The organism is Trinickia mobilis, assembly GCF_017315705.1.
Lineage (GTDB): Bacteria > Pseudomonadota > Gammaproteobacteria > Burkholderiales > Burkholderiaceae > Trinickia_A > Trinickia_A mobilis.
In genome coordinates this window covers 24,946-47,148 of record NZ_JAFLRF010000039.1, presented here as the reverse complement: position 1 = coordinate 47,148, position 22,203 = coordinate 24,946, and the positions used below count along the sequence as shown (strand labels likewise).

The following is a 22,203-nucleotide window of genomic DNA, read 5'->3' as shown; positions in this document are numbered from 1 at the left end:
GTTTCAACGGGTCCGAAAATTCCAAGGCAGGTCAGCGGTGACCGCTGCACATTCGCGAGTTGTCTTTTTTTTTAGACGCGTGCATGATGTCTCTTGGCGACCCGCTGGCGGTTAGGGATACCTCAGAAGTCGTCTGTTCGCAATCGTTCAAGGACGCAAAATGAATCTGCAACTCGCAAGTGCGTGGCTCGAGCGCACGCACGTCGGTTTCTCGGATATTCACCAGTTTGCTTCACAGTGCCGCGACGCGGCCGCAGCTTCGGGGCGCGAATCGGCGGCGCTCGTGTTGCTCGCGGAGCGTGCGGCAGCTTTTACCGAACGCCACGAGGGTGTTGCGGTATCCACTGGCGTAGTCGATGAATTTCTCGCTGAATTGCGCCAGGATGCGAGCGCGCTGAAAGGCGCGAGCGGGGCATCGGATGCCGCTTTTCTCGAAGCCCTCAATGCGTTTGCCGCCAAGCTGGCGCCGGCCATGGTTGTTTGATGGAACGCGCGCAACCTGGTTGCGCGCGCATCATACCCACGCTGCGCTCCTCGGTCGCCGCATGGCAATGCGGCTATATGGCATGCAGTAGAGCTAACTGCGTTCAAGCAATGACTGCAACAGTTTTGCGCCGTCCCGCCCTTTAGCGGCTCCGGTCCACAGGCGTTCAATCAATCCGCGGTACATCGCAACCGCATCTGCTGACGTTGTAATCGTCGCTATGCCTGTTCGCACATTGGGAAGTTCGCCAAGCCGGAAGGGTGACACGGCCACGTGTTGGCTCCCCGGTTCCTCGAAAATCTGGAAGGTCTCGCTCGGCAGGTTGTCAGTCACGATGCCGACCTGGACGCCAATAGGGTCGCTGTTCAACACCTCGATCATGTGTGCGACTTCCTTGCGCGCAGCGAGCTTGCGTTCAAGCTGCACACCCGAAGGCAGACCTAAGCGACCCACAAGACCGTGATGCAGGAACTGCTCAACCTGTCGAAGCCCGATAACACTCAGGATGCTGGGGCGCTGCTGTTCAAACAACTTGCGCCGAGCGGCCAGAATTTTCAGAACGTCGCTGTTAATCCGCTTCGAGCTTTCGCCAGTAAGTTCGTCCGGAACGCTCTCCTCAAGCATGGAGCGTAGATGCTCCACGTAAGCCTCGGACGTAAGCAGGAACGAAATCGGGTCGAAGTTCGCCAGTATGCGCGTCGAGCGTGATTCGAGTTGGCGCATGCGCTCAAAGTAACTGACCGCGGAATCGTGGTATTCGGACTCAACGCCTAGCAAGTTAGGAAGCGTCACTTCCAGGAGTGCCGCCAGACGCTCGAGTGTTTCAATCTTGACGATTTCGCCACGCTCAAGGTTATAGACGGCCGCGCGGGAAATCGCGAGCCGCTCAGCTATGTCGTCGGAGCGAAGTCCGCGAGCCATGCGATAGGCGCGAAGGCGCTCGCCGATAGCGAGGAAGTCGAAAGTGGGCGCTGTTTTGCGGGAACCTAGCATTTCGGCCACGATACATCCTCGTATAAAAATACAAACAAATTGTACATCAAGGCATCTTTAGAACGGCGATGATGCTAGGGAAAATACTGAGGCGATTTTAGCGAAATTTTAGACTAATTGATATTTTGTGCACTTGTCGTTTTACATATACAAATGCAATATCTCTGCGCGACGTTCGCCCACCGGCGCGTCACAGATGCCCGGTGTGCGTTCGCGACGTCGACGAAGCAGACCGGAAGACCACGCGGCTGTCAGCAGAAACGAACAAGAGGCTTTACATGTCTGGTGCAAAATTCAAACTCCTGCCGAGTCTTTGTCTTCTCGGCACTGTCGCGCTGAGCGCTCCGGCGTTCGCGCAATCCTCGGTACAGCTTTACGGTCTGGTCGACGCGTTTGTCGGCTCCGTCAAAACCCCTGGGGCCGGTGCAGCTGTGGTGACTCAAGGGGGCGGGCTGTCCACGTCTTATTGGGGGCTTCGCGGTACAGAGGACCTGGGCGGCGGCTATTCCACATTCTTCGTGCTTGAGAGCTATTTCCAGCCTCAGAACGGCACGTACGGCCGCTTCACAAACGACAGTTTCTTTTCCCGCAACGCGTACGTTGGGATTGCTACTCCGTATGGTTCCATTCGTGCGGGGAGGCTGACAACGCCTCTGTACCTTTCGACTATCAACCTCAACCCGTTTTTCAACTCCTATACATTCTCCCCGTGGATTTTCCACACGTACAAGGGGCTAGGCCCGCAGGGCGTAGTGGGCGATTCCGGCTGGAACAACGCCGTGGCCTATTCGTCGCCGACGGTTGGCGGCCTTAACGGCACGGTCATCTACTCGTTCGGCAACACTGCGGGTGACGCCGGTGCGCATAAGTGGGGTGGGGCGCTTAACTATGCGAACGGCCCGGTCGTGCTGGCGGCCCATTACCAGTACATCAACTACAGCAATGTGGCGGGGGACATCGCGACGGCGTTGCCGGCCGTACCTGGTCTCAAGAGCCAGGAGACGATTCAGTTCGATGGGTCCTACAACTTCAACATTGTTCGCGTATTCGCCGGCTACATGAACATCCGCGACAACGCGACGCTGGGTACGACAACGACAAACTCGGAGCAGCTTGGCGTCTCTGTTCCCGTAGGCGTGGGTTCGGTCCTTGGGGACTTTGTGTATTCGAAGTCGACCGGACCCAACAGTGGCGACGTTCACCGCACCACCTGGGCCGTCGGCTACGACTATCCGCTCTCGAAGCGTACGGACGTGTACGCTGCGTTCAAATACGACCACTTTGCCAGCCAGTCCACAGGTCTGACATACGGCGCGGGCCTTCGGCAAAACTTCTGAAGGCGAGGCAGCGCGACAGCCGTTCAGTCAATACGGGTCTACGGGTCTACGGGTTTTCACTAACGGAATTTGGGTTGTGGGGCGCATTCAAAGCGCGTAATCTAAATATTTAGACGGACGGTCGAGCCAACAGAGCGAGGCACCCGAGACAGCCACCTTTCCGCGCAGTTCAAGACCCTAGGCCGTCATCACTCAGTGCATAGCATGAAGTTTACCGGTTGTGTTGTCCGGGATCGATTTCGACGCACTGATTGTCTATTTTTTTGTACGGTTGGCATCGTGGTTTGATGCTTGGGTCCACAAGACCTGTTTTCGAACCGTAGGAAAGGAAGTTTCCACTGGAGGATGTAATGGAAGCAAATGCAAAGGCAGCAGGGCCCAGTGCCACCGCGATAGCCGGGGCGGACGACCGTCCCAACAAGTACGCCTGGAAGGCACTGGCCGGTTCGGCAATCGGTTACGCGATGGACGGATTCGACCTGCTCATTCTTGGGTTCATGCTGCCTGCCATCGCGTTGGACCTGCATTTGACCACGCAGCAGTCGGGTGCGCTGGTCACGTGGACGCTGATTGGCGCGGTGGGCGGTGGATTCCTGTTCGGTTCGCTTTCGGACCGGTTCGGCCGTATCCGAGTTTTGACGTGGACCATCGTGATTTTCGCACTCTTCACCGGGTTGTCTGCTTTCGCTCGTGGCTTCTGGGATTTACTGGCCTACCGGACAGTCGCCGGCATCGGTCTGGGTGGAGAGTTCGGAATCGGCATGGCACTGGCCGCTGAAGCATGGCCCGCAAAGCATCGTGCTCGCGTGTCGTCGTATGTCGGCCTCGGCTGGCAGAGCGGCGTGCTTGCAGCGTCTCTGCTCACCCCGTTGCTGCTTCCGCATATCGGCTGGCGCGGAATGTTCCTGCTTGGTGTGGCGCCGGCACTCGTTGCATGGGTCGTGCGTAACAAGCTGCATGAGCCTGAAGTGTTCGTGCGGAGTGCGAAGACATCGGCCAAGAAGTCCAATGCGTTCAAGCTGCTCATCGTCGACGGACGAACGGCCCGTACCAGCCTTGGCATTGTCATTCTGTGTTCGGTCCAGAACTTCGGCTACTACGGCATCATGATTTGGCTACCGACCTACCTCGCCAAGACGCTTGGATTTGGCCTCACCAAGTCGGCGCTCTGGACGTCGGTCACCGTCGTCGGAATGATGGTCGGCGTCTATATCTTCGGCCAGCTGGCGGACCGCATTGGACGCAAGCCCACCTTCCTGCTCTTCCAGGCTGGCGCGGTGGCGATGGTCATTATCTACTCGAGGCTTTCGGACCCGGGTGTGATGCTCTGGGCCGGTGCGCTCATGGGCATGTTCGTCAACGGAATGATTGGTGGCTACGGTGCCCTGATGTCGGAGGCGTACCCGACAGCGGCACGCGCTACCGCGCAGAACGTTCTTTTCAATATCGGCCGCGCGGTTGGGGGATTGGGTCCCATCGTCGTAGGCGGTATCGCCGCCGCTTATTCGCTTCAACTCGCGATTGCCCTGCTCGCAAGCATCTACGTGCTCGACATGGTCGCAACGATCTTTCTCATTCCGGAGTTGAAGGGCGCGGAACTGGAATAACCCGGCAGTTTGCTGCGAACCGCTCTGTTCCCTCACTCGTTCGCGGCGTTATTGAAGAGTGGAGTCATCATGCCAGCAAGCCCGTGCGGCCTCGAGAATGCCGCAACTGTCGCTTCCTATCGTTGCAAAGTCGCAGAGCACTACTGGGTCAACCAGCGATACAAGTACATCCGTCTGGAAGCAGACGCGCCCATCGCACGAATCACGAAGGCTGGGCAGTTCTACCAGCTCAAATGCCCAACTACGCAGGAACATGAACCGTTCCTGCTGCGCCCGATGAGTGTCTATGGTGCGGGTCCCGAAGACAACCGTATCGAGTTTCTCTACAACGTCACGGGCGTCGGCACCAAGGCGATGGCGACTTTGCTCGAAGGGGCGCACATGGACATCGTCGGGCCGCTGGGTAACACGTTTACCTCCAGTGCTAACTATCGCCGCATTCTCGTGGTCGCGCGCGGCGTGGGTCTCGCTACGATGGCTCCCCTCATCAAGAAAGCGTCCCAGGCGGATGTCGACATCACAGCCGTTATGTCTGCGCGTTCGCCAGCCGACCTGATGGAAAAAGAGTTTCTGCGCGGCGCGACGGCGGATGTCCGTAGTGTCTTCGATGCGGACGGGACGTCTTCGGTCGAGGCGGTGGAGGTGCTGCTTCGTGAGCTGATCGAGGAGCAGCGTCCTGACGCGGTGTACACCTGTGGGTCGCATCGTCTCCTGATGCTATTGCAGCGCGTCCTTTCCGACTATCCGCAAATCACCGCCGAAGTCGCCATGGAGCAACGCATGGCGTGTGGCATGGGTGTCTGCCTGTCATGCGTGCGGCTGTTCGACTGCGATGGTGACCGTCAATTCCTTCGCGTCTGTCGCGAAGGCCCTGTGTTTCCCATCCGCGAGGTGGTTGGGGAGGTGGAATTTGGCTAATTTAACTGCCCGGGTTGGCGACCTGATTTTGCGCAACCCCGTCATGCCGGCGTCAGGCTGTTTCGCGATTGAATACCAGGAAGCACTGGACCTCAATCGTCTTGGTGCGCTCGTTGTGAAGAGCGTGTCCCCAACGTCGCGCGCGGGTAACCCCACGCCGCGCGTGGCAGATTGCTACAGCGGGATGCTCAATTCGATCGGCATCCCGAGCAAGGGGCTCGAGTATTACTGCGAGAACGTGCTGCCGCCGTATCTGAAGTTCAATACGCCAGTTGTCGTTTCCATTTCAGCCAACACTGCTGACGAGTTTGCCGAGGCCTGCGAGGAAATGTCGTTGCCAGAAGTCGCAGCCATCGAGGCGAACATATCGTGCCCGAATCTTGAAGCAGACGGCATGGCGTTCGCCATGATGCCTGATACGACCTACAAGGCCGTGTCAGCAATTCGCCGGCGCACCAATCATCCGTTCTGGGTCAAGCTCACGCCCAACGCGAGCAACATCGCGGCCGTCGCGCGGGCAGCCGAAGACGCCGGCGCTGACGCCATCGTGATGGGCAACACGGTACTTGGCATGGCTATCGATGTCCGGACCCGCAAGCCGAAACTCGGCAATGTGATGGGCGGCCTGTCCGGTCCCGCCATCAAACCTATTGCGGTGCGGCTCGTGCACCAGTGCTACAGGGCAGTGCGGATCCCGATTATCGGTTGTGGCGGTATCCAGACCGCCGAAGACGCCGTCGAATTCATGCTCGCAGGTGCCAGTGCCGTGCAGGTCGGAACCGCATCGTTCCGTGACCCGGGTGTCATGCAGAAAATCATCGACGGTCTTGAAGCGTACTGCACGGAGATGGGCGTCGAGAGCATTCGGGACCTGACCGGACAGGTGAAGCTGGACCGCCAGTTGAGCGACCGCTGGCTGCGGTTTGCGCAACAGTCGGGCTGAATCCTCTACGCGTGAAGGCGGCGCGCTCGCTGACTGCCTTCGGGAAAGCGCCGGATCGCACCGGCTCATTGTGCAAATGGACAGGCATCATGGAAATACTTGAGCTTACCGGGCTCGCGCAGAAACTCTTTGATGATATTCGCGAAATCTCGTCCGACGGTGTAGGTGTCACGCGAGACAGCTACGGCAAGGGCGAATCCGCGGCGGCCGATTACCTGCGGCACTTTGCCGAGAAGGAGGGGCTGCACGTCGACGTCGACCGCGCTGCCAACCTCATTTTCCGTCTGCCCGATAGCGATGCGCAGCTCCCGGCGGTCTGGGTTGGCTCGCATATGGATTCGGTGCCTCAAGGCGGCAACTTTGACGGCCTCGCGGGCATCATCGCAGGGTTGCTTTGTCTAGTTGCGCAGAAGCAGAGTGGTCGACCGTCAGGTACGCCGCTGCGCGTTATTGCCTTTCGCGGGGAGGAAAGCGCCTGGTTCGGCAAGGCTTATATGGGCTCAGGCTCCCTCTTCGGCAAGCTCTCCGCGGAGGACCTCGAACTCAAGCACCGGACGTCCGGCAAGTCGCTCGCCAGCTACATGGCGCAGGTCGGCGCGGACACCGCCGCCATTGCGTCTCAGGAACCTCTATTCGATAAATCCAAGGCCAAAGCCTATCTCGAACTGCATATCGAGCAGGGCCCCGTCATGGTCGCCCGCAAGATTGCGCTCGGGGTGGTTCCGGGCATTCGAGGCAACGTCCGGCACAACCGGATTACCTGTGTCGGTGAGGCGGGGCACTCGGGCGCGGTCCCTCGCTGGCTGCGTCACGATGCGATGTTTGCCGTAGCGGACCTGATAACCAGGCTGGACGAGCACTGGCGCGTGCTGCTTGAGCGCGGTATCGACCTCGTCGTGACGACGGGCGTCGTGGGTACCGACCCGTCCGAGCATTCCATCTCGCGTATTCCAGGCACGGTTCACTTCAGCTTCGAAGCGCGCAGCAAGAGCCACGACACGCTCGAAGGGTTCTACCAGTTGATGCGTACCGAGTGCGCGTCGATTGCCCGCGAACGTGGGGTGAAATTTGAATTCGACCGGAGGCTCGACTCTTCGCCCGCCACGATGGACGAGAAGATTTGCGCTGAGCTCGCCGAGTCTTGCGCACGCATGGCGACACCCTGTGAACCCGTACCCAGCGGCGCCGGACACGATGCGTCGCTGTTTGCGAACGCTGGCATCCCCAGCGGCATGTTGTTCATCCGTAACGAGAACGGCTCCCACAATCCGCACGAAGCGATGGACATCGACGATTTCATGCTTGGCGTGCGTGTGCTTGCCGACACCGTCGACCACCTCTAACGAATCCGCGTCGGTCAAGGAACAGTCATGGTTCAGTCAATTACCGTCCGCCGCCCGGACGACATGCATCTGCATCTGCGCGACGACGCAATGCTTCGTACCGTGCTGTCTTATTCGGTGCGCCAGTTCGGCCGCGCCATTGTGATGCCCAATCTCAAGCCGCCTGTTACGACCGTGTCGGCTGCGCGCGCATATCGCGAGCGCATTCTCGAAGCATTGCCCACAGGCTCTGCATTCGAACCGTTGATGACATGCTACCTGTGTGACAGCACAGACCCGGCTGAAATCAAGGCAGGATTCGACGAGCGAGTGTTCACGGCGGTGAAGCTGTATCCCGCCGGCGCGACCACACATTCCGAGTATGGTGTGACCGGAATCGACAGGGTCGCAAAGGTTCTCGATGTCATGCAGGAACTAGGAATGCCGCTTCTCATTCACGGTGAGAGCACTGACCCGGGTGTAGACGTTTTCGACAAGGAAGCGGTTTTCCTTGACCACACGCTCAAGCCTTTGCTCGAGATGTTTCCCGCGCTCAAGATCGTGCTCGAGCACATCACCACCGAACAGGCCGCGGACTTTGTGTCGGCAGACACCAGTGGCCGGCTCGCCGCGACCATCACGCCGCAGCATCTGCTTTTCAACCGGAATGCGATGTTCACGGGAGGGTTGCGTCCGCATTATTACTGTCTGCCGGTCCTTAAGCGCGAGCGGCATCGACTTGCGCTTCGGCGCGTCGCGACCTCCGGCTCACGGTCGTTCTTCCTCGGCACCGATTCGGCGCCGCACGAGCGCGGAGCGAAAGAAGCTGCGTGTGGTTGCGCAGGTATCTTCAGCGCACCGACAGCCCTCGAGGCGTACCTGACGGTGTTCGACCAGGAGCATGCACTTGACCGCTTTGAAGCGTTCGCGAGCGAAAACGGCCGTCTTTTTTATGGCCTGCCGCCGAGCGAAGGCACCGTCACACTGACGCGTGAACGCAATGACGCGCCACGAAGCGTCGCGCTCGGTGACGGCAAATCAATTGAAACGTTCATGGGAGACGGCGAATTGCCCTGGCGCCTCGTCGACTACTCGAACACTTGAACTGCGATTAAAAGACCCGTCGGAGAGCGCTATGAGCAATCAGGAATTCCGTGTCGAGTATGACCTTCTCGGCGAGAGACAGGTGCCGCAGGCAGCGTACTACGGCGTGCATACGTTACGGGCAAAGGAAAACTTCGAGATTTCGGGTACGACCGTCTCGTCCTACCCCAATCTGGTTATCGCACTTGCTGCGGTGAAGCAGGCCGCAGCCGTCGCCAATGCCGAACTTGGTCTGTTGCAGCCGACATTGCGCGATGCGATCGTCGCCGCGTGTATCGAAGTGCGAGAAGGCCGCTTGCATGAGCAGTTCGTCGTGGATGTTATCCAGGGCGGCGCCGGCACCTCGACCAATATGAACGCCAACGAGGTTATCTGCAATCGGGCGCTCGAACTTATGGGCCACAAGCGTGGCGAGTACACCTATCTTCACCCGAACGAGCACGTCAATCTCGCACAAAGCACGAACGACGTTTATCCGACGGCACTGCGCATCGCGACTTTCTTTGCCATCGAGCATCTGCTCGATGCAATGGCGCGACTGCATGCGGCGTTCGATGAAAAGGCACTGGAGTTTGCTGGTCTATTGAAGCTGGGGCGTACGCAACTTCAGGACGCCGTTCCGATGACACTCGGGCAAGAGTTTTCGACCTATGCCGTCATGCTCGAAGAGGATATGGCGCGCCTGCGTGAAGCTTCGGCATTGATCCGTGAAATTAACCTGGGGGCGACTGCCATTGGCACGGGTATCACCGCTCATCCGGAATACGCGCAAAAGGCGCTGGAAGCGCTGAAGCGGATCACGGGTATCGAACTGAGCACGGCGCCGAATCTCATTGAAGCTACGCAGGACTGTGGCGCGTTCGTTCAGATTTCCGGTGTCCTGAAGCGTATCGCCGTGAAACTCTCAAAGACCTGCAACGACTTGCGATTACTTTCGAGCGGGCCGCGTGCCGGCTTTGGCGAAATCAATCTGCCGCCCATGCAGGCCGGCTCTTCCATCATGCCCGGCAAGGTCAATCCGGTTATTCCGGAGGTCGTCAACCAGGTGGCGTTCGAGGTTTTCGGAAACGACATCACCGTGACCTTTGCCGCCGAGGGTGGCCAGCTCCAGCTCAATGCCTTTGAGCCCATCATTGCGAGCGCGCTGTTCCGCAGCTTCAGGCATCTGACCGCGGCGTGCATCACGCTCGCTGAAAAATGCGTTAAGGGCATTACAGCGAACGCGGAGCACCTACGCGAGACGATGGACCGGTCCCTCGCACTCGCCACGGCGTTGAACCCATACATCGGCTACAAGAACGCGACGGCCGTTGCGGCGCAAGCCCATGCGCAGGGTACGACCATCAGGGAAGTCGTGCTTCGTCGCCAACTGATGACCGAAGCTCAACTCGACGAGGCGCTGCGTCCGGAGGCGCTCATTCAGCCGCGCATTTATGGAAGCATGGCCGGTCGAATTGCCGTCGCGGGAACCGGTGAAGAGCAGGACGCCGTTGCGCCGTAAGGCCATCGCGTACGCTATGACAAGTATCGGAGTTTGCATGTCGATTTCACGCACGGAGCTCGCGCTCACCACGACCGTCGCGAAGGCGCTCATTGAAGCAGGGTGTGTTCAGTTTCGCGTCGACGAGCCATTTCGCCTGCCGTCAGGGTGGACCAGTCCGGTCTACATGGATTGCCGGCGCCTAATCTCGTTTCCAAAGCTCCGGCGCGACCTGGTGAGCGAAAGCTTGCGACTTCTGCGTGACCGCAATTGCTTGGAAGGTATCGATGCCATTGTCGGCGCGGAGTCCAGTGGTATAGCACTGGCCGCGTGGATTGCAGACACGCTGCAGTTGCCGCTGCAGTACGTGCGAAAGAAGGCCAAGGGTCTTGGCCCGTCGACGCAAATCGAGGGGGTGGTCGAAACCGGCGACTGCGTACTGCTGGTTGACGACCTGATGGCTGCGGGAGAGTCGAAGCGTGAGTTCTGCCGCGCGCTCAACGAAGTCGGTGCAAAGATGAAAGACATCTTCGTTATTTTCGACTACAGCGTGTTCCCGACGGCAGAAGTGCTGGAGCGCTGGGGCGTGACCGTCCATTCGTTGGCCACCTGGCAAGATGTTCTGGTCGCTGCAAGATGTGACGGCCTTGTCGACAGCCGCTCACTGAACGAACTTGAAGCGTTTCTCAAGGATCCGGTCGCCTGGTCCCACGCCCATGGTGGAATCGTCTGGACCCGACGTTAAGCCTGCCGGCAAAGCACGCACGTAAGGAATCAACGGGCGAGCAAGCAACCGCACTGTCGGCGCGGCGCGGTTGCGTGCGTGACAGCAACCGCGCCCGTTACGGCAACACCTGCGCGTATTCCGCCGACTCAACCGGCGACTGCCGCTCAAAAGCATCGATTGCGTGCACCGTCGCCGACCTCCGACCCGCGCCAGCGCCCTTCCCTGAACCCTCCGGAAACGCCGCCACCTCATCCGCCTTCAGAGCGAAATACTCAACCAGGTGATCGATAAACGTCCTTACCTTCACCGGCAAATGCCGCCGGCTCGGATACGCGACATTGATCTCCACCTGCGGCAGCCCGTAATCCGTGAGTAGCCTCACCAACCGACCCTGCGCCGCATCCCGGCTGATCAGATAGCTCGGCAGAATCGCCACTCCCATCCCCAGCAGCGCGAACTGCCGCAGCATCGCCGTATTGTTCGCCGTGATCACATTGGCCGGCCGCACGCGCACTTCGTCGTGCTCTCCGCTGAACACATGTTCATCCCCCCAATATTCGGACGGCGGACTCAGGCAAGGATGCTCCATCAGGTGTTCGGGACGCGTCGGCGTGCCGTGCTCGGCGAGATAGCCGGGCGTCGCGCAAACGGTCATGGAATCGGTCGTCAGGTGCCGCGTGACGATGCTTCCGGTACGCATCTGCCGCGCAACCAGAATGCCGACGTCGTACCCCTCTTCGACGAGATCGACGCTGCGATCGACGAGCGTCACGTCCGGCACGACCTTCGGATAGCGTTGCGCGTAGCTCTGCAGCACGGGCGCGAGCGCATGCAGGCCGAACACGACTGGAGCGACGATCCGCAGCGTGCCGATGGGTTCGTGATTGCGCGCCGTCACCATCTGCTCGACGTCTTCGAGCTCGTCGAGAATCTGCCGCGCGCGTTCGAGATAGACCTGGCCGGGTTCGGTCAGCGAGAGACTGCGTGTCGTGCGATTGAGGAGCCGGGTGCCGAGCCGGCCTTCGAGGTCCGCGACGTGGCGCGTCACGACGGCGTTGGAGACGTCGAGCGCGTTGGCGGCGCCGACAAAACTGCCGATATCCGCCACCTTGACGAATATCCGCACCGACTGCAAATGATCCATGGCGCAACTCCTGTTACAGCCGCCGCGTGACTTGGGGCGGCGAAAGGGGCGCGCTCACACGGCATCAACCAGTGAAATCGATTGTATCGACCGGGTCCTGACTGAATGCTGACCTGAAGATGACAATATGGACATGTTGCCGACACGGGCGCACTACCCGGCGTGGTCCCACGGCGGCTCCTCGCCCCACTCCTCGGCCAGCGCACGAGCAACGCCCACTTACCCGGCTCGCAATTCGTATACACCAAGCCATGAAGCCACCACGCCTACACTGCCGCCCGAACACCACCAAAGCAGATCGAGTCCGCGATTGATCGCACGTGTGAGCGCTCCCTTAATTCCACGAGAAACGTAGAACGAGCGCCACTGGCGGGTCCGGTAGGGATCCTTGAAGAAATAGATGTCGACGAGCTCGATCAGCCGCGCTTCGCCGAATGAGATCGGCATGCCAGTGGCGCCGAATGCATGGCGAATGCTCTGCGGCAGGTAGGGCCGCACGTGCGAGAAGTCGTGATAGAACCGCTCGCCGAGAGTTGGGCTGACGATAATGAGGCGTCCGCCTCGTGCCAGCATTGAGCAAAGCCGGGGCACGAGGGCCACAAGCGCAGTTGGGTCCACGTGTTCGATCAGGTGGCTCAAGAACACCACGTCGAACGGTTCATGCCGGAGCGCGAAAAATTCTTCGGGTTCGAACGCCGCATAACCCTTGCTCCGGGCGCGCGCGACGTACTCAACATTCGAATCGACACCTGTAGCCTTCATTTCCAGCGCGGCGAAGCAGTCGAGGAATTTTCCGAGTCCGCAGCCAAAATCAAGCACCCGCAGAGCCGTGCCGCTTGTACTCTGAAATGACCGCATCAACGATGTGATGCGGTCGTATTCCAGCGTCTGGTAATGCGCAGACTTCTTCATGCCCCGATTCTCCAAAACTCTTTGCGACGGACTATTGCCCCGTTTTGCCGTGTCCTCAGTTCGACTCCGTTTGCCGGACGAGTAAGGCGTGCCCATTCAGGTTATGAATGAACAATTCGTTCGCATGCGTGACGACGATCTCATTCACCGCTTGCGTCGCGCCTTCGCAGCCGAAAAATCCATAGTCGTCGAACACCACGATGCCGTTTCGCTGCACACGCGGCCAGATCGCGCCGAAGGACTGTTTTACCGAACTGTACGTGTCGACGTCGATATGCGCAAAACACACGTTGGCCGGGAGACGCGAAAGCGTGTCGTCAGGGAAAATGCCGCGATGGATCTCGCAACGCCGCCCCACTTTGCTGAAGAGGTCCTTGACTATTTGCTCATTCGTGTCGGCGTGCTCGCCGCCTGAGTAGAGGGTGTCGCGTGCACTATCGTTCTTGGCCACGCCGGTGAACGTATCGAACAGGTGCACGACCTTCTCCGGTGACGCCTGCGCAATCAGCGCCGCAGTGCCGCCGCGCCAGACCCCGACCTCGACGATATCGCCCGCGACGTGCCCCGTTTGCTGCGCCAATCGATAAAGTTCGTAGCACCGGTAAGTGTCCACCAGCGTGTTTGCTTTGATGCTCTCGAATGCGCGGCAGAAGGTCTCGTCGCTCAGCCACGGCGAATATGTCGCAAACGGAATGACCTGCGTGTGGTCGATGTTCTTAATGAGTGATTCGAAGCGCGTTTGCCGAAATCTATTGAGCAGGTCTCTTCGTTCCGCACGCAAGACCGACAGAAAGTCGGGCGATGTCTTATCCATTGATGGTTATCTATCTGATGAGAAATTCGACCATATCCACATCGAGCACCGGAATCGCACGCTTCTTCGCAACGTTCAGGCGTTCAGGAAAGTGGTTGTCGATGAAGATCGAGGTGGGCGTCACATAGTCTGCTTTGGACTCGTCGTCGCGAACGACGACGATGCGCTCGAAAATCCCGCTATCGATGCGCGCACTGGCAAGCGTCTTCGCCACGTCGAACCGGTGACGGGTAAGCAAGACGATCTTCTTGCCTGCGGCGATCGATTGATAAAGGAACGCCATGGTTTGAGGCACGGCGAATCCGTTCAGGATCAACGTGTCGTCCAGGTCGACGAACACGGTGTCATATTCGAAATCGAGCTCGGCACGCGTCGCGATGTTGCGCTCGACCAATTTGACGTGCGGGTTCTCCAGCGCAATGAGATCACGTTCCAGGAAATCCTGAACGGCCATCAACGGCAGGTTGATCCCCCTTGCCCGCTGCGCGACCATGGTCCCGGCAACACGGCAGGACATTTCCAGCAGCTTCCATCGCCCGTTCCCATCAGCTTTGAGCTGGAAAAACCAGGGCCCGCGCAGCTCGAGCGCGTCATTGATTTCACGGGCGATCGCCTCGATGTCCGGCGTCGCATCCAGCAAGCGCGAGCGCATGGTGATGCCGGCTCTCACCCGTTCACGCGTTCGCGGGCCTATCCAGACCAGCTTGCGTTTTCTATCGGTGAAACAGTCGACAGTGATTTCGGCGCCCGGGAGGTATTCGACCAGCACCGGGTCCTGCATTTTCTGCATCGCGTCGCGAGCTTCCCGCAGTCCGTGCACGAGCGTCACGCCCACGCCGCCTTGGCCCAGATCCGGCTTGACGATGACGGGCCACTCGCTGATCTCTTCCAGGGAATCAAATACGCGCGGCACCCAGTCCGCGCCTGCGAAGCGACGGTGAGTTGCGCTCTTGCGGCGCGCGAGCGCGGCGCTCCGCGGATTGCCGTTGACGAGCATGCACCCCGGCCGGTCAAGGCGCGCGGCAAGGTACTCGAGCACGGTGTCGTGCGTCGCGAAAACCATGTCGATTTCGAGGTCGGCGAGAAGGCGGGAAAATACGCCATCGAACCGGTCGTCGCTGATCTTCGGAAGGTCGCCGATGTACCGCTCGAATCGAAAGCGTCCGTGATCGTCGACGCTCGATGCGCCGTAGAGCTCGACATGCAGTGAGTATCGGAGCGCCTGATGAATCTCGGCGGCATTCTCCGATCCGCACGGAAACACCAGCACGTTGACTTTCTTGTTCATTTCCGTGGGCATCAGGCTGCTTCAGCTTGCGGCGCCGCGTTCGCAGATGACGTAAATGCTCGAACACAGATCAGGGTAGACGCGTCCGAGTTCGTAGCAGCCATCGATGTACTCCTTCGAAATGATGCCGGCTTGAAGCGCTGCATCAATCTGGAAATTAGCCAGCGCTTTGAAGATTACCCCGCCGTGTGTAACCGGCCGCAATTTTGCCGCACGCGCTTCGGCGAGCAACGTATCGAGCGAGTATGTCTTGCGATGCCCGTGTGCGGTCTCGGCTGGCGTCACTGCGGCCGCATGGCTGATTAGCCCCATGTTGACGGCGATCTGCCGCGATGCGGCGTGCGCATTCGGCGTGGCGATAAACAGGCGGCCATGTTCGGTCAACCAGCCACGGATACGGCTCAACAGGTCGACGGCGTGATCAAGATGCTCGAGCGTATGAATCAGGAAAATGTTGTCGTAATGCCGTTCCGGTTCGAAGGTCTCGAAGGTCGAATGATGGAATTTGACTTCGCTCCCCACTTTCGCCGATGCAACCGCAATACAGTCCGAAGAAGCCTCGACTGCTTCGACCGCCGTGAAGCGGTGCTTTAGCAGCCTCGTGAAGTTCCCTTCGAAGCAGCCGAGCTCGAGGGCGTTATCCGCCACGTAGTACGGCGCAAACGTCTTGAGCATGTACTCGTGCATCAAATAGTCGAAATCGTATGCGTAGCGGTGGTCGGGATGATCCTTTGCTTCTGCGTTGTAGTCTCTGCTCACAATGTCAGTCCTGTCCACGTTGGTAAAAGCGCTGCTCGACGGGGAGGTAAAACTCTTCAAGAGATGTGGGGGTTCGCGCGTTGAATCCGATTACCTGTCGAAGAAAGTCGCTGCAGCGGGCTGCGTTGGCATAGCCGAACAGCCTTGGGTAATCGAGTTGCTGTTTGAAGAATGCGCAGGTCAATGTCAACGTCAGTGCTCTTCTGGGGAGTGTCGTCCGGTTTGTTCCCGCCGCGTGCCAGATTCGCGAGTCGAACAGCAACACCGAACCTCGGCGGCCGGTGATCCGGCTCGCGCGCTCGAAGAATGCTTCGTCGTCGGGCTTCTCCGGCAGGTGTTGCGACCCGGACAGGATGTAGGTCGCGCCATTCTCGATTGTGAAGTCGTCCAGCATGACGAGCGAGTTCAACATAAAGCGCTTCGCCGTCGAATGGAATCGAATGTCGCGATGCACGTGATGCGCGTAGGTCGACAGATCGGTCTCGTTAATGAAGCCGCCGTACGAATTCAGGATGTAGTTGCCCGCGAAAAACTGTTTGAGCAGCGGATCCAGTTTTTCAAAATTCGCCAGCAGCTCGAGATAGCAGGGAGCGTCGGCGAGCACGTGGTGCGCGGTCCCGCCGCAATTTTCCATCACGCCGTTGCGCACGCGGATTGCGTCGCGTAGCTCAAGAGACGGAATGAGCGCGTCGTTGAGCGTGTCGACCAGGACCGTAGCGATGACATCCGGTACGAGAGTCCAGCCTTGGGTTTCGATCTCGGTTTGGTGGCGGTCGGCAAGCGTGCTCATGAATGATTTCATTCCTTTAGAACGAGCTCTGCGATGTGGTCCAGTTGCGCGGCGGAGAGTCGCTGGTCACACGGAAGAAAATGCGCGGATTGACCGAGTCGCTTTTCTAATTCGGGCATCGATTCTGCCTCGGCTACTTCAGGCCAGTAGCAAGGCGTATAGATTCTCTGCGCAAGAAGCCGCTGGCGCAGGTCGGCAGGGCCGCCGAGATAGGGGTAGCAAAGCGGAGTGCTCGTGCCTTTGCTTGTAATTGGAAATGCATTGGAGGCGCTCAACCTTTCATGCAGGCGCGCGAAATTTGCAACCCGGCGTGCCCGCACATCTGCATAGTCGATGCTCATCAAAATGCGTCTGGTCAAATTCGACATGCATTTCGGCTGCTGGAATTTAAGGCTTTCTTCCGCGGCCGTGTAGTCCGCATATCCCGATTCGGCATCCTCGTCGATCCGTTTTACCAAATGCGCAAAACGCAGCGGCGTATGTCTATCGATCTCAGTCGGCGCGCTGACCGGAAGCTGCGTGACGAGGTACCCGCCGTCTGCGACACCGACAAACTTTCTCGGCGAATAAAGCGTTGCCGCGCAATCACGAGGTTCCGAAAAGAACGCCTGCGCGTTGTCGATCACGACGCGTTCGCGCGGGAAACGGTTTAGAACATCGTCGACGTTGTGCTCGCAAATTCCGAAGTAGTTCACATACAGCAGCAATTCGCCGTCGCCGAGTGCCGCCGATTTCACGCGCAGGGCTTCGTCAAGCTCGTATCGCTTGACCGGAACGCCGGTGATCGTGAGCGGTTCGATCATGCTGTCGCAGATGTAGTGCGGCATCCACACGGCCTTGGGCCGACAGGCTTGCAGCAGCGCAAGAAATGCCGCGCGCGACGATTGAAAGCGCATTGCTTCACGGTGGTGTTCTCCCGTCGCTCGGGGCAGTTCAAGCTGGAGATAGCCGCCGATGGCTTCTGATTTCATGCGATTAACGGCCCGCTCAACATTTCTTGCACCTGCTCGGCACTGTTGAACATCAGAACATCGAGCATCGACAGACCCGGATGAAACGCTGCGCATCGCTGCGGATAGGGCTCTAGATTTGGTTCGATAAAACGCAGTGCGATGCCCGCGGCTTCGAAGTCGCGCGCCTCGTATAGCGTGCGGCCACCCGGTAGATTGACGTACGTGTCGGCGCGCTCCTTCGAACAGATGTCGCGTACCCGTTGCGCGCCTTTCAAGAATGAATTCTCGTAGACGGCTGAAGACGGCACGAACGTCGTGTCGAGCTTCAGATACCGTGCGATCTCCGTCACGCTGCGCGCCGCGAGCGTCGAAATAGGGAGACTCGTGGAATCGAAAGCCTCCCCAATGAGCTTGCTGACGCCGGCATAGTAGGGCGCCTTCGAGTACCCGTGACGAATCGATTCGAGCAGCTTCGGGAGCCAGCGCTCGCGCGGCTGCACGTGAACCTCGTTGATTTGCATCCATGGGCTCGCGTTGGCCAGCGGCACGGTGATGTAGCGTACCTCGCCGCCAAGCAATACCCGGTTTCGATTGATCCAGCCGTTCTTGATGTAATTGACATCGTCGTAGAAGACGAAGCGATCGACGGCTGCTACCAATTGGAAGTAACCGATATACGGAAACAGGTATGGCTGCATGATAGCCAGCTTCACTGACAGTGTTCCGTAATGATGTTGACCACCCTTCTGATGTCGTCATCCGACAGCGCAGGATAGATTGGCAGACACAGCACCCTTGCAGAGGCGTCGGATGCGACCGGGAGGTTGTCCCGGTGCGCCGAAGGCAATCCGCGGTACATCGGAAAATCCGAAATCAGCGGGTAGAAGTAGCGGCGCACGATCACTTCGCGCTCGCGGAACTTGTGATACAAAGCGTCGCGGCTGATTGGATAGTTGGGCTCGACGAGAATGGGGAAGTACGCATGGTTCGCGACTGTTTCGCCAGCATTGCCCAGGCACCGAATTCCCGGCACCCGATGCAGCAGTTCGCGGTAAAGCGCGTCGATTTGTTTGCGGCGCGCCAGTGCCTCGTCGATGTGCTGGAGCTGCAACAGTCCGAACGCCGCAGTCACCTCGTTCATCTTGCCATTGATGCCCGGTGCGACGACGGTCACCTCGTCCACGTGACCGAAGTTCTTCAGATGATCGATACGCTGCTTCGTTTTCGGGTCGGGGCAGATGATGGCGCCGCCCTCAAACGTGTTGAAGACCTTGGTCGCATGGAAGCTGAGAATGGCCAGATCGCCATGTTGCAGCACGCTGCCCGCTTCGGTTTGCACGCCAAAGGCGTGCGCAGCGTCGTAGATCACCTTCAGGTTGTAGTTGTCGGCAATTTTCTGGATTGCTTCGACGTCGCACGGGTGGCCGTAGCAATGGACGGGCATGATCGCCGTGGTCTGCGGCGTAATCGCCGCTTCGATTTTTACCGGGTCGAGGTTCAGGGTGTCTGGCTCAACGTCGACGAACACCGGCTTGATTCCGTTCCAGAGCAGCGAATGTGCCGTTGCGACGAACGAATAAGGCGTGGTGATGACCTCGCCGGTAATGCGCAGCGCCTGCAGCGCGGTCACGAGTGCCAGCGTGCCGTTCGCGAAGAGTGCGAGATGCTCGACCCCGAGGTAGTCGCAGAGCGCCTTTTCGAGTTGGTGGTGAAACGGGCCGCCGTTGGTCAGGACCTTGCTGGACCAAATTTTCTCGAGGTAGGGCAAGAACTCGGCGAGAGGCGGAAGATGCGGCTGCGTGACGTAAATGCGCTCTTCGGCGGATGTCGGGATGACACGAAGCGATGTGTTAGCGTTCATTTAGCAGCTCCTTACCGGCGGCCCCGCACGGCGATTCGCGGTCGCTTGCCCCTGCACTTTCGCCTGCGTTGAGGATTTGGTGCACTCGTCTGCGAAAGCCGGCAGGGTAAAGGCAATCGAGATTTCGTCGGCGAGGTGCAGCAACCCGGCAAATTATGCGGCCCGGCTCCGGGTATCTATGCATCGAGATGAGGTGGAAAGCCCCGCCTTTTTTGCAGATGTCAAACCCGCTCCCGGCAGAACTCCGCCAGCGCGCCGGTCAAGACTTCCACCGCCTGTTCCGTGACGGCGTTGTAGAGCGAAGCACGCAAACCGCCGATCGACCGATGACCTTCGAGGCCCACGATGCCTTGTTCCCGCGCCACGGATACGAATGCGTCGTCGAGCCGCGGGTCTCCGAACGTGAACGCCACGTTCATCTGCGAACGCCACTGTCGGTCCGCGTGGATCGTGACCGCATCGCCCAGCTCGTCCAGTGTTTCGTAAAGGCGGCGCGCCTTTCTTTCATTGATGCTTTGCATCGCTTGCAGGCCGCCTATGTCGAAGCGCAGCCAGCGCGTGACGAGCGTAAGCACATAGATGGCGAAGACGGGGGGCGTGTTGTAGTTCGAGCCGTGCGCGACATGGGTCCGAAAGTCGAGAATCGCGGGCAAGCCGTCGGGAATCCGGTCCAGCAGCGAGCGCTTGATCACTGCGACCGTCACTCCCGATGGGCCCAGGTTCTTTTGCGCGTGGGCATAGATCATCGAATACCGGTCCGCCTGGAAGCTCGCGGACAGGAAGTCGGAAGACATGTCCGCGATCAGGGGCACGGGCGCCTTCTCTTCATAGGCGGGGAATTGCAATCCCTCCACGGTCTCGTTGGACACGTAGTGCAGAAAAGCGGTCGAATGATCGATGCCGAGCCGATCGAGCGCCGGCAACCGCCGATAGCCGGAGTCGGCGCCGTCCCACGCCACCCGCGTCTCCCAGACTTTCGCCGCCTCCGACGTGGCGCGTTTGCTCCAGTAGCCGGAGATGACGTATTCCGGGGGGGCGAAGCCCTTGCCCGCAAAATTCATCGGGATCATCGCGAACTGCAGGCTGCTGCCGCCTTGCATAAACGTGATGGCATAGTCGTCGGAGAGACCGAGCAAGGCGCGCAGATTGTGTTCGGCTTCGTCCAACAGCGCGCGAAACCACTCCGACCGATGGCTCATGCCCAACACCGAGATGCCGGTCTCGGGCAGTGCGGCGATGGCCTGACGGGTTTGCTCCAGGACGGTGTCGGGAAGCGCTCCGGGGCCGCCGGAAAAATTCAAGGTGTTCGAATTCATAGGTCGTTGGTCGTGGGGATTCCGTCGTTGCGGCAAGCACCTGCCCGTTGCAACATGCCGCTGAAAGCATCGAACACGCGGCGCATCTGAGGGCGTTTGTACGGAAAGGTGCCGGGGTCGTCCATGTCGTGAATGACCATTGCTGTGGCAACCTCGAAAATGAGCAATCTGCCGTCGGCTGTCTCGGCGCAATCGAAGCCGACATAGTCGAGGCCGGTCAAGGTCGCGATGTTTTGCAGCGCATCGCGGTGGCGCGCAGCAAAGCCGGTATCGAAATCCGCCATGAAGCGGGCTTCTTCTTGCCGCCGCTCAGGGTGGGCGATCATCTCGACGTACGGATAGTGAACGATCCAATCGCGCGAGATGCCCATGTGGCAGGCGTAGGGCTTCCCCTCGATCAACACGATCCGGTATTTGCGAAAGAGGCCGTCTGCATCGCTGTAGTCAATGAATGGCGCAACGTAGAATTCCGCGGCGTCCGCATTTTCCACGTACGTCCTCAGCTCATCGCGGTTCGAGACCTTCGCCAGGCCTTGCCCCGCGTGGGAGCCAACCGGGCGCACGATGAACGGGTAGTGTCCGTCGATTTCCTGCGACAGGTCCCATTCGTCCGCCGCTGCGGCAAGGAGCCGCATGCGCTGCACACGAAGCGTGTGAGCCATGCAGATGCCTGGCATCTTTCCGAGGAGTGCGTAAGCGGCGTCGCGCGTGGTGTGCGCGACGCGCTCGGGCCGGTTGAGCACACGGCGTGCAGTGCCGGCAATGAGCTTCGCGATCTGCGCGAGCGGCTCGGAATTGGCATCGAGCGCGCACGCCGCGACGAGCACGACGTCGTGGTCGGGCAAGCGGGCGGACGACGGCAGTTGCCCGTCGACGTACAGCACTTCGACCTGAAAGTCAGCGTTCTCGATCAGGCACTCGAACGGCGTATTCTTCATCAGATCGCCCGGTGCCTTCAGTGCCAGCACCCTGACTGGCGAAGAAGGTTGAGCGTCTTTCAGGCGGTAGAGTCGGCGCGCCTGGAGCGCGAGTGCCTGGACAGCGAGCGCAGACGCCTTCTGATACTTGAGTTCGAGTACGAGGGAGAGGTCGAGCAGTGCCTGAGGATCGTCGTTCCGTTTGCCATGTTCCAGCAGGCGCTCGCCAAGAGGCGTGAGATCCGTCCCCGCGGTCGCCTCCCTCAGCAATCTCGCTAGCCCCAGCGGGCGATAGGCAAATGGCTGTTTTGTGTTCTCGATAGTCTTTGTTTCGACGGTGTTCATGGATGCCGGGGTGCATTTAAAGACAATAGCGTCGCTCGAGGTGCCGCGCCCCCTTGGGTTCGGCATTGAACCAGGCATTCAATCGGCAAGCTTGATCAAAGCACAACACCGATGCCGCTCCAAATCTACATGACGGTCCCGCTGTGCAATTGGACGAAAAGAGCGGACAAATGGCGCAAGTTTGTGTTT

22 protein-coding genes are annotated in these 22,203 nt (G+C 59.3%); 10 read left to right on the top strand and 12 right to left on the bottom strand.

Going from position 1 to position 22,203, the window contains the following annotated elements:
* Nucleotides 1–160 precede the first annotated feature (160 nt).
* On the top strand, nt 161–484 hold the full coding sequence (locus J3489_RS30855) for a hypothetical protein (protein ID WP_207004614.1): 324 nt from the start codon (nt 161–163) through the stop codon (nt 482–484).
* A 93-nt stretch (nt 485–577) separates the two neighbouring features.
* Here J3489_RS30855 and J3489_RS30850 read toward each other — a convergent pair whose 3' ends face one another.
* Nucleotides 578–1,477: a helix-turn-helix domain-containing protein gene (locus J3489_RS30850; RefSeq protein ID WP_207004624.1), complete on the bottom strand. Its 900-nt coding sequence runs from the start codon at nt 1,475–1,477 to the stop codon at nt 578–580.
* 278 nt (nt 1,478–1,755) lie between these two features.
* On the opposite strand from J3489_RS30850, the gene J3489_RS30845 reads away from it, so the two are divergent.
* From J3489_RS30845 to J3489_RS30810, 8 genes are all read left to right on the top strand, one after another.
* Complete coding sequence (locus J3489_RS30845) at nt 1,756–2,814, top strand: porin (RefSeq protein ID WP_207004613.1); 1,059 nt, start codon at nt 1,756–1,758, stop codon at nt 2,812–2,814.
* 350 nt (nt 2,815–3,164) lie between these two features.
* Nucleotides 3,165–4,421: an MFS transporter gene (locus J3489_RS30840; RefSeq protein WP_207004612.1), complete on the top strand. Its 1,257-nt coding sequence runs from the start codon at nt 3,165–3,167 to the stop codon at nt 4,419–4,421.
* 69 nt (nt 4,422–4,490) lie between these two features.
* Nucleotides 4,491–5,339, top strand: coding sequence for a dihydroorotate dehydrogenase electron transfer subunit (locus tag J3489_RS30835; RefSeq protein ID WP_207004611.1), 849 nt, complete (start codon nt 4,491–4,493; stop codon nt 5,337–5,339).
* The gene (locus J3489_RS30830; RefSeq protein WP_207004623.1) at nt 5,332–6,282 is read left to right on the top strand and encodes a dihydroorotate dehydrogenase; all 951 of its coding nucleotides are present in this window, start codon (nt 5,332–5,334) and stop codon (nt 6,280–6,282) included. The genes J3489_RS30835 and J3489_RS30830 overlap by 8 nt, the downstream gene beginning before the upstream one ends.
* Before the next feature lie 89 nt (nt 6,283–6,371).
* Nucleotides 6,372–7,625, top strand: coding sequence for an allantoate amidohydrolase (locus tag J3489_RS30825; RefSeq protein WP_207004610.1), 1,254 nt, complete (start codon nt 6,372–6,374; stop codon nt 7,623–7,625).
* A gap of 27 nt (nt 7,626–7,652) precedes the next feature.
* Nucleotides 7,653–8,708, top strand: coding sequence for a dihydroorotase (pyrC, locus tag J3489_RS30820; protein ID WP_207004609.1), 1,056 nt, complete (start codon nt 7,653–7,655; stop codon nt 8,706–8,708).
* A 31-nt stretch (nt 8,709–8,739) separates the two neighbouring features.
* The gene (gene aspA, locus J3489_RS30815) at nt 8,740–10,209 is read left to right on the top strand and encodes an aspartate ammonia-lyase (protein WP_207004608.1); all 1,470 of its coding nucleotides are present in this window, start codon (nt 8,740–8,742) and stop codon (nt 10,207–10,209) included.
* A gap of 37 nt (nt 10,210–10,246) precedes the next feature.
* Nucleotides 10,247–10,933: an orotate phosphoribosyltransferase gene (locus tag J3489_RS30810; RefSeq protein WP_207004607.1), complete on the top strand. Its 687-nt coding sequence runs from the start codon at nt 10,247–10,249 to the stop codon at nt 10,931–10,933.
* Nucleotides 10,934–11,030: 97 nt separating this feature from the next.
* Here J3489_RS30810 and J3489_RS30805 read toward each other — a convergent pair whose 3' ends face one another.
* The 4 genes from J3489_RS30805 to J3489_RS30790 form a co-directional block, all read right to left on the bottom strand.
* Nucleotides 11,031–12,059: a LysR family transcriptional regulator gene (locus tag J3489_RS30805; protein WP_207004606.1), complete on the bottom strand. Its 1,029-nt coding sequence runs from the start codon at nt 12,057–12,059 to the stop codon at nt 11,031–11,033.
* Nucleotides 12,060–12,278: 219 nt separating this feature from the next.
* Nucleotides 12,279–12,971: a class I SAM-dependent methyltransferase gene (locus tag J3489_RS30800; RefSeq protein ID WP_207004605.1), complete on the bottom strand. Its 693-nt coding sequence runs from the start codon at nt 12,969–12,971 to the stop codon at nt 12,279–12,281.
* Between the two features lie 55 nt (nt 12,972–13,026).
* Entirely contained in the window at nt 13,027–13,785 is a 759-nt protein-coding gene (locus J3489_RS30795) for a TylF/MycF/NovP-related O-methyltransferase (protein ID WP_207004604.1), read from the bottom strand.
* Between the two features lie 10 nt (nt 13,786–13,795).
* The gene (locus tag J3489_RS30790) at nt 13,796–14,782 is read right to left on the bottom strand and encodes an ATP-grasp domain-containing protein (protein ID WP_242540433.1); all 987 of its coding nucleotides are present in this window, start codon (nt 14,780–14,782) and stop codon (nt 13,796–13,798) included.
* A 48-nt stretch (nt 14,783–14,830) separates the two neighbouring features.
* On the opposite strand from J3489_RS30790, the gene J3489_RS38000 reads away from it, so the two are divergent.
* Nucleotides 14,831–14,995: a hypothetical protein gene (locus J3489_RS38000; RefSeq protein ID WP_242540432.1), complete on the top strand. Its 165-nt coding sequence runs from the start codon at nt 14,831–14,833 to the stop codon at nt 14,993–14,995.
* A 99-nt stretch (nt 14,996–15,094) separates the two neighbouring features.
* Here the strand turns inward: J3489_RS38000 and J3489_RS30785 are convergent, their stop codons facing one another.
* The 7 genes from J3489_RS30785 to J3489_RS30755 form a co-directional block, all read right to left on the bottom strand.
* Nucleotides 15,095–15,832: a class I SAM-dependent methyltransferase gene (locus tag J3489_RS30785; protein WP_207004602.1), complete on the bottom strand. Its 738-nt coding sequence runs from the start codon at nt 15,830–15,832 to the stop codon at nt 15,095–15,097.
* Between the two features lie 4 nt (nt 15,833–15,836).
* Nucleotides 15,837–16,622, bottom strand: coding sequence for a phytanoyl-CoA dioxygenase family protein (locus J3489_RS30780; RefSeq protein ID WP_207004601.1), 786 nt, complete (start codon nt 16,620–16,622; stop codon nt 15,837–15,839).
* Between the two features lie 8 nt (nt 16,623–16,630).
* Complete coding sequence (locus tag J3489_RS30775) at nt 16,631–17,593, bottom strand: hypothetical protein (RefSeq protein ID WP_207004600.1); 963 nt, start codon at nt 17,591–17,593, stop codon at nt 16,631–16,633.
* On the bottom strand, nt 17,590–18,288 hold the full coding sequence (locus tag J3489_RS30770; protein ID WP_207004599.1) for a WbqC family protein: 699 nt from the start codon (nt 18,286–18,288) through the stop codon (nt 17,590–17,592). Before J3489_RS30770 ends, J3489_RS30775 begins: the two co-directional genes overlap by 4 nt.
* Nucleotides 18,285–19,436: a DegT/DnrJ/EryC1/StrS family aminotransferase gene (locus tag J3489_RS30765; protein ID WP_207004598.1), complete on the bottom strand. Its 1,152-nt coding sequence runs from the start codon at nt 19,434–19,436 to the stop codon at nt 18,285–18,287. The genes J3489_RS30770 and J3489_RS30765 overlap by 4 nt, the downstream gene beginning before the upstream one ends.
* A gap of 221 nt (nt 19,437–19,657) precedes the next feature.
* On the bottom strand, nt 19,658–20,752 hold the full coding sequence (gene serC / locus J3489_RS30760) for a 3-phosphoserine/phosphohydroxythreonine transaminase (protein WP_207004597.1): 1,095 nt from the start codon (nt 20,750–20,752) through the stop codon (nt 19,658–19,660).
* Nucleotides 20,749–22,014, bottom strand: coding sequence for an ATP-grasp domain-containing protein (locus J3489_RS30755; protein ID WP_207004596.1), 1,266 nt, complete (start codon nt 22,012–22,014; stop codon nt 20,749–20,751). The genes serC and J3489_RS30755 overlap by 4 nt, the downstream gene beginning before the upstream one ends.
* Nucleotides 22,015–22,203: the final 189 nt, after the last annotated feature.